This is a genomic window from Sedimentitalea xiamensis (genome assembly GCF_030164465.1).
In the GTDB taxonomy this organism is placed as follows: domain Bacteria; phylum Pseudomonadota; class Alphaproteobacteria; order Rhodobacterales; family Rhodobacteraceae; genus Sedimentitalea; species Sedimentitalea xiamensis.
In genome coordinates, this window is record NZ_JASNJE010000011.1 from 79,698 (window position 1) to 93,987 (window position 14,290).

A 14,290-nucleotide genomic window follows, 5' to 3' on the forward strand; every position below is an offset into this window, starting at 1 on the left:
CGGTCCGCGGGCCGGATCTCCGGTGGTTCGGGGACGCCCGCGGGTCTCCCTGAAGGGCCGGTGCGGCTGGCATATCCCCGCCACCCGCCGATCCGGTCGCGAAGCCGCCGTTGTTTCGCGACGTCAGGCGCTGCGAACCGGGGGCGGTGTGGTCCAATGTCTTGCGCAGCAACCGATTTACCCCCATTTTGATCGGACACAATAACCCGGAACCGGGCCATCAGGGGAGGACGCGAGAATGCCGATCGCAAACATGGCGGATCGTAATGCCATAGAGAACGAAATGCCATGGGAGGACCGGGATGTTCCCGCCACCCTGTTCCAGATGCTGTCGCGGACGGCAAAGAAGTTTCCGGGCAACAAGGCGATCAGCTATCAGATCCTGTCCGGGCCGGAAGACAAGGCGGAAACGCTGACCTGGTCGGACATGCTGCAAAAGGTAAGCCAGGCGGCCAACCTGTTCCGGTCGCTTGGTGTCGGCGAAAACGATGTGGTCGCCTATATCCTGCCCAACTGCAACGAAACCGTCCTGACCCTTCTGGGTGGGGCCGTTGCCGGGATCGCCAACCCGATCAACCCGCTGCTGGAACCCGAACAGATCGCGTCGATCCTGCGGGAAACCAAGGCCAAGGTCGTGGTGACGCTGAAGCCGTTCCCCAAAACCGATGTCGCCCAGAAAACCGCCGAAGCCGTGCGCCACGCGCCCGACGTGGATACGGTGCTTGAAGTCGACCTGAACCGTTACCTGGCGCCGCCCAAGTCCTGGATCGTGCCGCTGATCCGCCCGAAGATGCCCGACAGGGAACATCTCGCCCATGCGGATTACAAGGACTTCAACAAGGAACTCGCCAGGCAGCCGGCCAAGCTGAGCTTTGCCGACAGCGACGGCGACAGGGTCGCATTCTATTTCCACACCGGCGGCACGACGGGCATGCCGAAGGTCGCGCAGCACACCTATTCGGGCATGGTCTACAATGGCTGGGTCGGCGGCGAATTGCTGCTGGGGCCGGACGACAACATCATGTGTCCGCTGCCGCTTTTCCACGTCATGGCGTGCCATGTGATCCTGATGGCGGCGGTCTATTGCGGCAGCCACGTCATTTTCCCGACCCCGCAGGGCTATCGCGGCGAGGGGGTGTTCGACAATTTCTGGAAGCTGAACGAACGCTACAAGTCGACCTTCATCGTCACCGTGCCGACCGCAATCGCGGCGACCATGCAGCGCCCGGTGAACGCGGATATCTCGACAGTGAAAAAGGCGTTTTCCGGTTCCGCGCCGCTGCCGATGGAACTGTTCAGGCGCTTTGAAAAGGCGACCGGGGTGACGATCATCGAAGGCTACGGGCTGACCGAGGCGACCTGCCTTGTCTCCGGAAACCCGGTTGACGGGGAAAAGAAGATCGGCTCCATCGGAATTCCGTTCCCCTATACGGATGTAAAGATCTACAACGCGTCGCCGGACGGGCCGGTGGAGGCGGCGGTGGACGAGATCGGCGAGATCTGCATCTCCAATCCGGGCGTCTACGTGGGCCATACCTACACCGAGGCCGACAAGAACAAGGACCTCTATTTCAACGGAAAATTCCTGCGGACCGGTGATCTTGGCCGGATCGACAGCGATGGCTATCTCTGGATCACCGGGCGCGCGAAGGACCTGATCATTCGCGGCGGCCACAACATCGACCCGGCAGAGATCGAAGAGGCGCTTCTGGGTCATGACGCGGTGGCGTTCGCCGGCGCGATCGGACAGCCGGACGAACATTCCGGCGAATTGCCCTGCGCCTTCGTCGAACTGGTTGAAGGCAAGACGGTGACGCCCGAGGAACTGCTGGAATATTGCCAGGTGCACGTGCACGAGAGGGCCGCCCGGCCCAAACACATCACGATCCTGAGCGAGCTTCCCAAGACGGCGGTCGGCAAGGTGTTCAAGCCGGACCTGCGCAAGCATGCGATCACGCGGATCTACAATGCCGCGCTGGAAGACGCCAAGGTGCAGGCGCGGGTCGCGTCGGTGATCGACGACAGGAAACGCGGACTGGTGGCGCAGCTGTCCCGGAACGGTGCCGACGAAGCGGATGTCGCCAGGGTGCTCGGCGGTTTCGCGCAGCCCTGGGAATGGGCGGCCTGATCCGGCGGGAATCGGTCAAGCCTATAGAATCACAATGGTTTTTGGGGCGCGTCCGGATGGGCGCGCCCCCTTCGCGTCAGCGCAGAAACGGGGTCGCCTGCATCGTTTCGGGGATCGGCGCGCCGAGGCGGGACAGGATCGTCGGAGCCAGTTGCAGCTGGTCGATCACGGTGCCTTCGGGCGGGCCGTCGGCCGGGCCGAAATAGTAGAGCGCGGTGTCCTGTTGCAGCGCCCCGCACCCGCCGTGATGGCCGCGGTCGTCCTGGCCGTGATCCGCGGTGACGATCACCTCGTATCCGGCGGTGAGCCAGCGCGGGATGAAGGGCGCGAGCATTTCATCCATCACCGCGCAGGCGTGGTCCATCTCGGTGCAGTCGTGAAAGAAACGGTGGCCCATGCTGTCGAGCGTGCAGCTGTGCAGCATCCCGTAATCCAGGCCGAACCGCTGGCACAGGCTGGTCAGGGTGGCGAAGAGATCGACATCCGACGGCGTCATCTGGTTGGCGTGGCCATAGGCGGTCATGGTGTGGAACCGGCCGTGGTTGATGGTCGCGCTGTCGGGTTCGTCATATTCGATATCGCGAACGAAATCAAAGGGATGCCGGTTGAAGAATTCCGACCAGAAGGAATGGGCGACGGCCCCGGTGACGCCGCCGGCGGCGCGGGTCTGGGAGAAGACATCGGGCTGGGACAGGCGGAACACGTTGCCGTTTCCGGTGCTGCCATGTACCTGCGGGGACACGCCGGTGTGGATCGAGGCATAGCAGCTGGCGGATATCGACGGCAGCACGGCGCGGTGGGTCCAGACGCGGGCGTCGCCTGACCGGACCCAGCCTTCGAGGTTTCCGAAGAGACGGCGGAAATTGCGTTCCGGTACACCGTCGAGGAGGATGAGGAGGAGCTTGTTCTGCATGGGGTTCTCCGTCTGGCCCGCGCTGCGACAAGAACGGAGACGGAGGCGAAAGGCAACCGGGCGGGGCGGAAAAACCGCCGGGGCGCGTATTTGACGTTAACCCCCTTGTTTCATTGGCCGGGGCGGCTGTGCAGCCCGTGCATACCGCGTGCAGACGGCGTGCATACGCGGGGTGCGGAAACCGGGTCCGCGGAAGGGTTGACGGGGCGCGCGCAGCGATGGCCCGACGGGCCGTGAACGCGCCGCCGCGGGGTTCAGCCCGGCGGCTGATACCAGATCGGCGAGGTGTAGGCGCGTTCGGTGATGGTCATGCGGGCGCCGTCCGGCGGCGTGCTGCCGAAGCGCACGGCGTCGTAGGCCGTCCAGCGGGGGGTCGGGATTTCCAGCACGCGGGCATAGTAGAAGGCCGGTTGCGACGCGTCGAATTCCGGATCGGTCCAGACCGCCGCCAGTTCGGGTGCGCCGATGGAGTTGGTGTAGGTGGCGGTGGCCACGTCCACCGTGCTGCCCACCGGCGGCACCTTTCCGGTCTCGGGGTCCGGGCTGCGGTCGCCGGACCAGGCGACGTCAAAGACCTTTTCGTGCAGCGCCCCTTCGGCGTCCATCCAGCCCTTGACGATCTGGATCCGGTCGAGATTGCCGCCGATCGGGTCGCGCAGCGCCGCCGTCAGGAAGGTGGGCGCGGTGGCCCCTTCGGGCGCGGTGGCGAGGTTGCCGCCCATCGGCACGCCCTTGGCGTAGCCGACCGTGGCCGGGGTCCGGTCGAGGGCATCGGCGGCGGCGAAGTCCCAGCCGCCGAAGAAGCGCACCGCCATGCGCGGCCCCGTGGTCCCGTAGGTTTCGCGACGCTGCATCGCGTCCCAGATTGAGGCGCGGGTGTTCTCCTCGGCCCAGACTGCGGCATAGCCCGAGGCGCCGACCTCCCAGTCGAAGATCTGCACGCCGGTTTCCTTGTTGTCGACGAAGACCGCCTTCATGCGGTCGGGTCCGGGTTCCTGCGGCACGGTCTTGCCGAAGAAATTATCCTCTCCCAGAGCGGCGAGCGCGGTATGGGCGTCGCTGCTGCCGATCATGCCGAACTGGTAGGGGTTGGTGCCCAGCGTCTTCTCAAGCAGCAACCCGTTCTTGAGCGCCTGCCGTGCATATTCGTATTGCAGCATGTCGTTGGTCTTGGCGGTGCTGCCGTCGAGGTTGCCCTTGTCCCAAAGCTCGAAATCGGCGAATTCGTCATTCGGGGACAGGAAGGGATGGGCCTCGCCCGTGCCCTTGGTCTGGGTGACTTCGTAGAGCGGTTCCCACTTGGCGCGGGTCTTGGCGTAATCCGCGTCCAGCGCCTTGCCGAAGGCCTGTTCGACCGGGAACATGATGCCGTTGGAGAGGTTGCCGTTATGGGCGATGGCCAGGACGCTGCCGCTGGTCTTTTCCTCGTAATTCGCCATCCATTCCCAGAGTTTAACCGGATCGTCGCTGCCGAAGGGCGGGTAGACGGTGAAGGGCTGCACCAGCCCGGCCCGGTCGGCGTTGTCGCGGAAGATGACGTTGCGGTGCAGGTTGTTGCCGTCGGTGTTGGAAGTCCATTCATAGCCGATGAAGGCGGTGAAAGTGCCCGGATCGTTGAACGCCTCGGCGGCGTCGATGGTCTGCTGCCAGGCGTTCTTGTAGCCCTGGGTGCCGGGGAAATACATCAGATCGTCGGGGAAGGTGTTGTGCGAAAACGCGACGATGATCTCCATCGCGGCGTCGTTGCCCTTTCCGGCCTTGATCATGTCATACCACTTGCGGCCGGTGGGGTCGGCCAGCACGCTGGGCTTGCCGGCGAAGAGATCCGGGAAGAAGCCCATGTTGTCGGAATGGTCGGCCACCACGAGAAAATCCAGCGGGCGCGACAGCCGGACCGGCTGGCCGGTGTTCGACATCACCTGTTCGCCGCGGGCGAAGCGGTAGGCGTCGCGCGGGGTCAGCCTTGCGCCGAAGGCCCCGGCGTCCATCGAGAAGGCCGTGTGCAGATGGGTGTCGCCGAAGAAGGGCCGCGTCGGGAATTTGCGGTCGGCATAGGGCGAATAGGGTCTGTCAGGGGTGGCGACCCTGACGTTTTCCTTGGTCGCGGCGCCTGCGATGCCGACATTCTGCTGCGCGGGCGCCGGTCCGCCTGCGATCGCCAGCATGCAGGCCAGCAGTCCCGATCCGGTTGAAAATCGTGTCATGTGCAATATCCTCGCCAGGTGAAAACGCCCGGATGCGGAAGGCAGGATCGGGCGCGCAAATGTCATCGCAATCCTGCCCGATCTTGCCAGCCGGAGGGGGGCCGGGCAAGGATTCATTGAGGGCCGCATCGGCGCGGCCGCGGCCGGCGGGATCAGTGCCCGGCGCTTTCCATCTTGCGGTGGGCGATCACCTCTTCCAGCCAGCCGAGTTTCATTTCCGGCACCGAGGACAGCAGCAGGTCGGTGTAATCGTCGAACGGCGGGCTGAGCACTTCGGTCTTCCCGCCGTAACGCTGCACGCGGCCCTGATACATCACCGCGATGCTGTCGGCGATGGCGCGCACGGTGGCGAGGTCGTGGGTGATGAAGAGATAGGCGACATCCTCGATCTTTTGCAGGTTCAGCAGCAGTTTCAGGATGCCGTCCGCGACCAGCGGGTCGAGCGCCGATGTCACCTCGTCGCAGATGATCATTTTCGGCTTGGCGGCGAGCGCGCGGGCGATGCAGACGCGCTGTTTCTGGCCGCCGGAGAGTTCCGCCGGGTAGCGGTCCTGGAAACCGTCGCCCAGTTCGATCGCGTCGAGCAGTTCCTGGATGCGCTTCTGTTTCTCGCGCCCCTTGAGGCCGAAGTAGAATTCCAGCGGCCGCCCGATGATGGTGCCGACGGTCTGGCGCGGGTTCATCGCCACGTCGGCCATCTGGTAGATCATCTGGAGTTCGCGCAGGTCTTCGCGGCTGCGCCCGGCGAGGTCGGGCGACAGGCTGCGGCCGGCGAAGTCGATCCGGCCCTCGCGCGGGGGCAGCAGGCCGGTGATGACGCGGGCGAGGGTGGATTTGCCGGAGCCGCTTTCGCCGACGATGGCCAGCGTCTGGCCCGGATGCAGGTCGACGGTGACATCGTGCAGCACGTCGAACCGGGTGCCCGCGTAGCGCGCGGTGATGTTCCTGACCGACAGCACCGGTTCCGGCGTCGGCGGTTTTTCCACATGCTTGATCGAGCGGACCGAGACCAGCGCCCTCGTATAGTCTTCTTTCGGCGCGTTGATGATCTGGTCGGTGGTGCCGTATTCCACCATGTCGCCCATCCGCAGCACCATGATGTGGTCGGAGACCTGCGCCACCACGGCGAGGTCGTGGGTGATGTAGAGCGCGGCGACGCCGGTGTCGCGGATCGCCTCCTTGATCGCCGCCAGCACGTCGATCTGGGTGGTCACGTCCAGCGCCGTGGTCGGTTCGTCGAAGACCACGAGATCCGGTTCCGGGCAGAGGGCGAGCGCGGTCATGCAGCGTTGCAGCTGCCCGCCCGAGACCTGGTGCGGGTAGCGGTTGCCGATGGTTTCCGGGTTCGGCAGGCCGAGCCTCGTGAAGAGATCGACGGCGCGGGATTCGGCCTCGCGCCGGGAGAACTTGTTGTGGCGGATCGCGGCCTCCGTCACCTGTTCCATGATCTTCTTGGCCGGGTTGAAGGAGGCGGCGGCGGACTGGCTGACATAGGTCACTTCGCCGCCGCGCAGGCGGCGCACGTCGCGCAGGCCGGATTGCAGGATGTCACGGCCATTGACCCAGACCTCGCCGCCGGTGATTTCCACCCCGCCGCGTCCATAGGCCATGGTGGCCAGCCCGATGGTGGACTTGCCGGCGCCGGATTCGCCGATGAGGCCGAGCACCTCGCCTTTCTTCAGGTCGAAATCGACGCCGTGGACGATCTCGATCTCCTTCGGTTTTTCCCCCGGCGGATAGACTGTCGCGCCGATCTTGAGGTCGCGGACCTTGACGAGCGGATCGGACATCAGCCGCGCCCTCCCTTGAGGCTGGTGGTGCGGTTCAGCACCCAGTCGGCGACCAGGTTGACCGAGATCGCCAGGGTGGCGATGGCGAAGGCGGGCACCAGCGCCGCCGGGATGCCGTAGACGATGCCTTCCTTGTTCTCCTTCACGATCCCGCCCCAGTCGGCTTGGGGCGGCTGCACGCCGAGGCCGAGGAAGGACAGGGTGGACACGAAGAGCACCGCGAAGATGAACCGCAGCCCCATTTCCGCGACCAGCGGGCTGAGCGCGTTGGGCAGGATTTCGCGGAAGATGATCCAGGCGGTCTTTTCGCCGCGCAGGCGGGCGGCTTCCACATAGTCCATCACCGTGATGTCCACGGCGACGGCGCGGGCCAGCCGGTAGACGCGGGTCGAGTCCAGAAGGCCCATGACCAGGATCAGCACCGGGACGGTGACCGGCATCACCGAAAGCACGACGAGCGCGAAGATCAGCGTCGGGATCGACATGATCAGATCGACGAAGCGCGACAGGGCCTGGTCGATCCAGCCGCCGCTGACCGCCGCGAGAAAGCCCAGGATCGACCCGGTGACGAAGCTGATCAGCGTCGCGGCGGTGGCGATGAAGATGGTGGTGCGCCCGCCGTAGATCATCCGGCTGAGCAGGTCGCGCCCGATGCTGTCGGTGCCCAGAAGGAACTGTTCGGAGGAGGGTTCCCACACCCCGCCGACTACCTCGGCCATGCCGTAGGGGGCGAGCAGCGGCGCGAAGATCGCCATCAGGAAATAGAGCGCGGTGAAGAAGAGGCCGATCATGGCGGAGACGGGGATGTTCTTCATCGCGCGATCTCCGGGGTGAGGGCGGCTTGCCCTGTTGCGGCCGGGTGCCTCCCCGCGCCTTTACTGCGCAAAGACGCTTGGTCGCACGAAATGAGTTTTTTCGGGAAAGAACTCATTTTGGATGCCTCAGCCGGGGGTTGGTCAGGATCGACACGACGTCGGCGATCATGTTCAGCCCGATGTAGACGGCGGCGAAGATCAGCCCGCAGGCCTGCACCACGGGCACGTCGCGCTTGGAGACGTGATCGACCAGATACTGGCCCATGCCGGGGTAGACGAAGACCACCTCGATCACCACCACGCCGACGACGAGATAGGCGAGGTTAAGCATCACCACGTTGACGATGGGGGCGATGGCGTTGGGAAAGGCGTGCTTGCGGATCACGTCAAAGCCGGACAGCCCCTTGAGTTCGGCGGTTTCGATATAGGCGGATTGCATCACGTTCAGGATCGCGGCGCGGGTCATGCGCATCATGTGCGCCAGCACCACCAGCGTCAGGACCATGACCGGCAGGGCGATGGCATTGAGCTTCTGCCCGAGGTTCATGCCGTCGTTGATCATCGCCACCGAAGGAAACCAGCCGAGCCGGACCGAGATGAAATACATCAGCACGTAGCCGATCAGGAATTCGGGGATCGAGATCGAGGTCAGCGTCACCGCCGAGATCAGCTTGTCCGGCCAGCGGTCGCGGTAGCGCACCGCCAGAAGCCCGAGGAAGATCGCCAGCGGCACGGCGACCAGCGCCGCCCAGAAAGCCAGGAAGAAGGTGTTGCCCAGACGGGTGCCGATGGCGTCCGCGATGCTTTGCCCGCTGGTCAGCGCGGTGCCCAGATCGCCCTGGAGGATGCCGCCGAGCCAGGCGAAATAGCGGGTCAGGGGGGGATCGTTCAGCCCCAGTTCGGCGCGCAGGTTGGCCAGCGCCTCGGGCGTCGCGGACTGGCCGAGAATGGATTGCGCAACGTCGCCCGGCAGGATGATCGTTCCGGCGAAAATCAGGATCGAAACCAGAAACAGCAACAGGAGGCTCAGCGCGATGCGCTGAGCCAGTAGCTTGAGGATCTGGGACATCTCACTCGTTCACCCACATCCTGAGCGGGGCGGTGGCGTTCATCAGGATCTGGCCCTGCACGCCCTCGACCCAGCCGTCGATGCGGGTGCTGGTGGCTTCGACGAAATCGTTGAACATCGGGCAGATCAACCCGCCTTCGTCATGCACGATCTGGCCCATGTCGACATACATCTGCTTGCGCTTGGCCTGGTCGATCTCGGCGCGGGCGGCGAACAGCAACTGGTCGAACTTTTCGTTCTTGAACCTTGTGTCGTTCCAGTCCGCCGTCGACAGGTAGGCGGTGGAATACATCTGGTCCTGGGTCGGACGCCCGCCCCAGTAGCTGGTGCAGAAGGGTTGCTTGTTCCAGACTTCGGACCAGTAGCCGTCGTTGGGTTCGCGCTTGATGTCGATCTTGATACCCGCCGCCGCCGCGCTCTGCTGATACAGCGCCGCCGCGTCCGGGGCCCCCGGGAAGGAGTTGTCCGAGGTGCGCAGCAGGATCGGACCGTCATGGCCGGACTGCTTGAAGTGATGCGCGGCCTTGTCCGGGTCATAGCTGCGCTGCTCCAGCGGCGTGTACAGCGGATAGGAGGCGTTGATCGGCGTGTCATTTCCGATCGAGCCATAGCCGAACAGGATCTTGTCGACCATTTCCTCGCGGTTCATCGCGTATTTCAGCGCCAGTCGCAGGTCGTTGTTGTCGAAGGGGGCCGTATCGCAATGCATGATGAATACGTAATGGCCCGGACCCGAAGTCTTGTGGACGTTGATGTTGGGCGCCCGGGCGACCAGGCCGGCGGTGCGCGGGGGAACCCGGTCGATCATGTCGACCTGGCCCGACTGCAGCGCCGCGACCCGCGCGGTATCGTCGTTGATGACCAGCAGTTCCTGGGTGTCGGCATGGCCCAGGTCGCCCCAGTAGTGGGGGTTCCTTTCGGCGACGAAACGGACGCCCATGTCCGCTTCCTTCAGGACATAGGGGCCGGTGCCGATGGCGGCGTTGGGGTCGTCCTTGCCGCCGTTCGGCTGGATCGGCAGGTGATAGTCCGACATCAGATAGGGCAGGTCGGCATTGGGCGAGGACAGTTCGATCACCACGTCCTGACCATCGACCCGGACATCCTTGATATCGCGCATCAGGCCCAGGGCGCCGGATTTGGATTCGTCGTCGGAATGACGTTCCAGCGTCGCGACCACATCGGCGGGTGTGACCGGCTGGCCGTTGGAAAAGCTCATGCCGGAACGGATGCGGAACCGCCAGGTGCCGGCGTCGGCCGAGCCTTCGAAGCTTTCCGCCACCTTGCCCTGCAACCCGCCATCGTCGGTCAGTTCGACCAGCGGCTCGCCCCAGAGACGGATCAGGATCAGGCCGGCCGCGTTGGTGGTCAGCGCCGGGTCCAGGTTGTCGGTGGTCGACCCGCCCTGGATGGCCATCCGGAGGGTGCCGCCCTTGACCGGACCGGCGGCGCGCGCCGCCTGCGCGAACATGGTGCCGGCCATGGCGGCGCCTATTCCCAGCGCCGAGGCGCGACCGATGAATTCGCGGCGGCTCATCTTGCCCGCGGCGACGCGTCCGGCCATGAAGTCGAGTGGATTGGTCATATGGAAGCTCCCGGTTGTTTCAATCGCGCTTGCTGCGCAGTTTTTGTTGATTGGTGAGTCAAGGTTTGCGTATTTCTGCCCGTGCCGCAAGGGGGAATGCCCGACAAATGGGCGCGCCGGTCAAAGGTGGTCGCGTTCGATCCGGTCGGTCGTCGTGCGATCGTGGACCAGGGCGTCGTTCTCGTAGGCCCGGAGCCGGGCGGTCAGGTGGAAGTGGGTGGCGTCGCTCCACATCTCGCAGCGGGCCTCGGTGCGCAGGCGGATGTCGCCGCGTTCCAGTTCGCCGGTCCAGTGGCAGGTTCCGCGCGCCGACAGGGGGTCGTCGGGGTGGATGCTCCAGCGTTCGCGGGCGACGGAACCGGCGATCAGCCCGTGGTCGGAGTCCTGAAGCTTGCCGAAGTCGTCCTCGATCGCCAGGTGCACCGTGCCGGTGGTCAGGTCGGTCTCGCGGCGGCGCAGGTGGGATGCGGGGCGCAGTTCGCGGCTCCGCCAGGGCGCGTCGGCGTCGGGCGGCGGAAATGTCCAGCCCGGCGTCGCCGCCGCGTCGCAGAGCGGCAGGTCGAGCGCGCCGCCGGTGAGGGTGAGGGTGGCGGTTTCCGGCGCGGGCCAGACCAGCGGCCAGCAGGCGGTCGAGGCCGCCACCCGCAGCCGATGGCCCGCCGGCACCCGGTAGGCGATGTGGTCGAGCGCGAGTTCGACGTCGTATTCCCGGCCCGGCCGCAGCGGCGTCGGCTCGGCCGCTCCGTCGCGGTGGCTGAGGTTCAGGACGCCGTAGGTGATGCGGGTGCTGGCCCCGTCCGGGTGGACATGGCAGAGCCGCACCGCGATCTGCGCCTGCGGTCTGTCCGAGGCCAGCCGCAGGCGCAGGCGCGGCGCGCCGACGATGGCGGCGTCGTCGGTCAGCGGCGGGCTGTCGAAACAGGCGGAGAGCGCGTCGTCCCGCCGCTGGTCGCCGGGCAGTTCCGGACCCAGCCAGATGGCGCAGTATTCGCCGGACTCCGCGCCGCAATCCTGCGGCGAGCAGACCTTGCGCGACAGGGGGGCGCCGGTCTCCGACAGGCCCGCATCGGTCAGGTGCATCCGGCGCGGCCGGGTGCCGGGATCGGCCAGCCAGCGGCCCGGACGGGTTTCATACCAGCGCGCCGGGCGCACCCCGTCCATCAGGTAGACGCGGCTGGCCGGGTCGGTCTCGACCCCAGTGCCGATGCCTTTGAGCCAACGGTCCCACCAGCGCAGCGCCTCCTGCAGGAAGCCGATGCGCGGTTCGGGCACGGCGAAATGCGGATACTTGTGCACCCAGGGGCCGAGGATGCCCTTGCTGCCGGGGATATTGCCGACGATCTGCGGCACTGCATTCTTGTAGGCGTCGCCCCAGCCGCCGATGGCCAGAACCTTTGCCTTGATCGCGCCGTAATCCTCGCAGACCGAGCCGTGCCGCCAATAGGCATCGCGGCGCTGATGGCGCAGCCATGTGGCGGGCAGGAAGGGTTCGTGTTCCAGCCGGTCCAGCCAGATTTCGCGCCAGTCCGGGCGCAGGGCCGGGTCGGGCGCGCGGGAGGAATAGCTCCACATGGTGGCGCCCCAGCCGAGGTTCTCGTTCAGGAGGCAGCCGCCCTTGTAGTGGATGTCGTCGGCAAAGCGGTCGACGGTCGAACAGAGCGTGATGATCGCCTTGAGCGGGTCGGGCGCAAGTGCTGCCACCTGCAGGGAATTGAAGCCGCCCCAGCTGATCCCCATCATGCCGACCGCGCCGGAACACCAGGGCTGCGCGGCGAGCCAGTGCACCACCTCGACCGCGTCGGCGAGTTCCTGCGCCGAGTATTCGTCGGTCATCAGCCCGTCGCTGTCGCCATTGCCGCGCATGTCGACGCGGATGCAGGCATAGCCGCGCCGGGCAAAATACGGGTGGGTCAGCGCGTCCCGCGCGCAGGTGCCGTCGCGCTTGCGGTAGGGCAGGTATTCCAGGATCGCCGGCACCGGGTCGGCATCCGCATCCACCGGACGCCAGACGCGGGCGGAGAGGCGGCAGCCGTCCGCGAGGGTGATGCCCATATCAGGCAATTCCTCGATCTCGCGCAGGGTGTTGCGGGCGTCGGGCATGGCGGTCAGCTTTCCATCCAGATCGTGACCGGACCGTCGTTGACCAGCGCCACCGCCATGTCGGCGCCGAAGGCGCCGGTGGCGACGGTCAGCCCCTGCGCCGCGAGTTCGGCGGCGAAAGACATGTAGAGCCGTTCGCCCTCCGCCGGTGCGGCGGCGCTGGAAAACCCCGGCCGGTTGCCGCGCGAGGTGTCGGCGGCGAGGGTGAACTGGCTGACCACCAGTGCCGCGCCGCCGATATCGGCGAGCGAACGGTTCATCTTGCCGGCCTCGTCCCTGAAGATGCGCAGCTTGGGGATCTTCGCGGCGAGCCTGGCCGCCTCGGCCCCGGTATCGCCCTGCATCGCGCAGACGAGGATCAGCAGGCCCTGTCCGATCTCGCCGATGACGGTTCCGTCGACGGTGACGCTGGCCTCGCTGACACGTTGGACGAGCGCGCGCATCAGGCGTCTCCGTGCCAGTCGACGATTTCGGCCACCTCGGCGCGGGCGGTGCGGAACCCGTTGGCGGGGTGGTCCGGATCGGCATAGCCGAAGGAAATGCCGCAGAGGATCAGCCGGTCGTCCGGGATGTCGAAATAGCGGTGCAGGAACGGCCCGTAGGAGGCGACGGCGGCCTGGGCGATGCTGGCGACGCCGAGCGCCTGGGCGGCGAGAGTGAAGGCGGTGACGAAGCCGCCGCAATCCATCGCGCCATAGGGGCCGAGATCGGCGGGGCTTGAGACGATGGCGCAATGGGGCGCGCCGAAGAGGTCGAAGTTTTCCATCATCTGGCGGGCGGAGCCGGCGCGGTCGCCCTTTGCGACGCCCACCGCGTCGTAAAGCTGAAAGCCGCAGGCGCGGCGGCGGTCCTGGTAGACGCCGGCATAGCGGGTGGGCCAGGGCAGGTCGGGGTTCGGCGTGCCGGTCTCCGCCTCCTGGCGCAGCGCCGCGCGGAACCGGTCGGTTTCCGCCCCGCTGGTCAGCGTCACCTGCCAGGGCTGGGCGTTGCACCAGCTCGGCACCCGCCGCGCCGTGCCGACGATGCGTTCGATCACGTCGCGCGGCACCGGGTCCGGAGCGAAGCCGCGGCAGGACTGCCGCGCTGCGAACAGCCTGTCCAGATCGGGGTGGGTGAGGGTCATCCTGTCGCTCCGTGCCGCGTCCGCCGCAGGATGGCCGCGCGGGGCGGGAACCGCAAGGGCCGGACGATTTGAGCAGGATCAATGCAAATATCTTGGTTCCTGCATATTGATTCCGCATCTCAGCAAAAGGAGGACCCCGACATGGTGGAAAAGACGGAACACAGCGGTCTCTGGCCGTCGCTTTACGATCCGTTCCGGAGCATGGGCGCCCGGCTCGCCGACTGGCTGAACCCGGCCGCCGAGGCTTCGGGCGGCGAGAACGCCTATGACATCTCGATGGAGCTTCCCGGCGTCACCGACGCGGATATCGACCTGTCGGTCGAGGACGGGGTGGTGACGATCCGGGGCGAAAAGAAGACCCAGTCGGAAAGGAAGGGCGACACCTGGTATTTCTCGGAACGCCAGTATGGCGCGTTCCGGCGGTCGTTCCGGCTGCCCGCGGATGCGGATGCGAGCAAGGCCAGCGCCAGGATGAAGGACGGGGTGCTGCATGTGACGGTGCCGAAACTGTCGCCGAAGGAGGCCAGCGCCGCCCGGAAGATTTCCATTTCCAAGGGCTGAAA

The 14,290-nt window shown here is 66.1% G+C and carries 11 protein-coding genes; 2 read left to right on the forward strand and 9 right to left on the reverse strand.

Annotation, left to right across the window (positions count from 1 at the left end):
• Positions 1-238 precede the first annotated feature (238 nt).
• Entirely contained in the window at positions 239-2,128 is a 1,890-nt protein-coding gene (locus tag QO034_RS11000; protein WP_284485582.1) for an acyl-CoA synthetase, read from the forward strand.
• 76 nt (positions 2,129-2,204) lie between these two features.
• On the opposite strand, the gene QO034_RS11005 is transcribed toward QO034_RS11000, so the two are convergent.
• From QO034_RS11005 to QO034_RS11045, 9 genes are all read right to left on the reverse strand, one after another.
• Positions 2,205-3,041 (reverse strand): alkaline phosphatase family protein, encoded by an 837-nt coding sequence (locus QO034_RS11005; protein ID WP_284485583.1) that lies wholly within the window; start codon positions 3,039-3,041, stop codon positions 2,205-2,207.
• A 254-nt stretch (positions 3,042-3,295) separates the two neighbouring features.
• The gene (locus QO034_RS11010; RefSeq protein ID WP_284485584.1) at positions 3,296-5,245 is read right to left on the reverse strand and encodes a DUF3604 domain-containing protein; all 1,950 of its coding nucleotides are present in this window, start codon (positions 5,243-5,245) and stop codon (positions 3,296-3,298) included.
• A 152-nt stretch (positions 5,246-5,397) separates the two neighbouring features.
• The gene (locus tag QO034_RS11015) at positions 5,398-7,035 is read right to left on the reverse strand and encodes an ABC transporter ATP-binding protein (protein WP_284485585.1); all 1,638 of its coding nucleotides are present in this window, start codon (positions 7,033-7,035) and stop codon (positions 5,398-5,400) included.
• On the reverse strand, positions 7,035-7,850 hold the full coding sequence (locus QO034_RS11020; RefSeq protein ID WP_284485586.1) for an ABC transporter permease: 816 nt from the start codon (positions 7,848-7,850) through the stop codon (positions 7,035-7,037). Before QO034_RS11020 ends, QO034_RS11015 begins: the two co-directional genes overlap by 1 nt.
• 112 nt (positions 7,851-7,962) lie before the next feature.
• The gene (locus QO034_RS11025; protein ID WP_284485587.1) at positions 7,963-8,919 is read right to left on the reverse strand and encodes an ABC transporter permease; all 957 of its coding nucleotides are present in this window, start codon (positions 8,917-8,919) and stop codon (positions 7,963-7,965) included.
• A gap of 1 nt (position 8,920) precedes the next feature.
• Positions 8,921-10,504 carry an ABC transporter substrate-binding protein gene (locus tag QO034_RS11030; RefSeq protein ID WP_284485588.1) on the reverse strand — a complete coding sequence of 528 codons (1,584 nt, stop codon included), beginning with the start codon at positions 10,502-10,504 and terminating at the stop codon, positions 8,921-8,923.
• Positions 10,505-10,624: 120 nt separating this feature from the next.
• Positions 10,625-12,604: a CocE/NonD family hydrolase gene (locus QO034_RS11035; protein ID WP_284485589.1), complete on the reverse strand. Its 1,980-nt coding sequence runs from the start codon at positions 12,602-12,604 to the stop codon at positions 10,625-10,627.
• A 5-nt stretch (positions 12,605-12,609) separates the two neighbouring features.
• Positions 12,610-13,047: a D-aminoacyl-tRNA deacylase gene (gene dtd / locus QO034_RS11040; RefSeq protein ID WP_284485590.1), complete on the reverse strand. Its 438-nt coding sequence runs from the start codon at positions 13,045-13,047 to the stop codon at positions 12,610-12,612.
• Positions 13,047-13,727 carry a nitroreductase gene (locus tag QO034_RS11045; protein ID WP_284485591.1) on the reverse strand — a complete coding sequence of 227 codons (681 nt, stop codon included), beginning with the start codon at positions 13,725-13,727 and terminating at the stop codon, positions 13,047-13,049. Before QO034_RS11045 ends, dtd begins: the two co-directional genes overlap by 1 nt.
• Positions 13,728-13,868: 141 nt before the next feature.
• Here QO034_RS11045 and QO034_RS11050 point away from each other — a divergent pair, with 141 nt between their 5' ends.
• Positions 13,869-14,288, forward strand: a complete 420-nt coding sequence (locus tag QO034_RS11050) for an Hsp20/alpha crystallin family protein (protein ID WP_284485592.1) — start codon at positions 13,869-13,871, stop codon at positions 14,286-14,288.
• The last annotated feature ends 2 nt before the right edge of the window (positions 14,289-14,290 follow it).

Bases quoted from the DNA above. Each gene is read 5' to 3' on its own strand.
- QO034_RS11000 (WP_284485582.1), top strand. From the start codon at position 239: ATGCCGATCGCAAACATGGCGGATCGTAATGCCATAGAGAACGAAATG.
- QO034_RS11005 (WP_284485583.1), bottom strand. From the start codon at position 3,041: ATGCAGAACAAGCTCCTCCTCATCCTCCTCGACGGTGTACCGGAACGC.
- QO034_RS11010 (WP_284485584.1), bottom strand. From the start codon at position 5,245: ATGACACGATTTTCAACCGGATCGGGACTGCTGGCCTGCATGCTGGCG.
- QO034_RS11015 (WP_284485585.1), bottom strand. From the start codon at position 7,035: ATGTCCGATCCGCTCGTCAAGGTCCGCGACCTCAAGATCGGCGCGACA.
- QO034_RS11020 (WP_284485586.1), bottom strand. From the start codon at position 7,850: ATGAAGAACATCCCCGTCTCCGCCATGATCGGCCTCTTCTTCACCGCG.
- QO034_RS11025 (WP_284485587.1), bottom strand. From the start codon at position 8,919: ATGTCCCAGATCCTCAAGCTACTGGCTCAGCGCATCGCGCTGAGCCTC.
- QO034_RS11030 (WP_284485588.1), bottom strand. From the start codon at position 10,504: ATGACCAATCCACTCGACTTCATGGCCGGACGCGTCGCCGCGGGCAAG.
- QO034_RS11035 (WP_284485589.1), bottom strand. From the start codon at position 12,604: ATGCCCGACGCCCGCAACACCCTGCGCGAGATCGAGGAATTGCCTGAT.
- dtd (WP_284485590.1), bottom strand. From the start codon at position 13,047: ATGCGCGCGCTCGTCCAACGTGTCAGCGAGGCCAGCGTCACCGTCGAC.
- QO034_RS11045 (WP_284485591.1), bottom strand. From the start codon at position 13,727: ATGACCCTCACCCACCCCGATCTGGACAGGCTGTTCGCAGCGCGGCAG.
- QO034_RS11050 (WP_284485592.1), top strand. From the start codon at position 13,869: ATGGTGGAAAAGACGGAACACAGCGGTCTCTGGCCGTCGCTTTACGAT.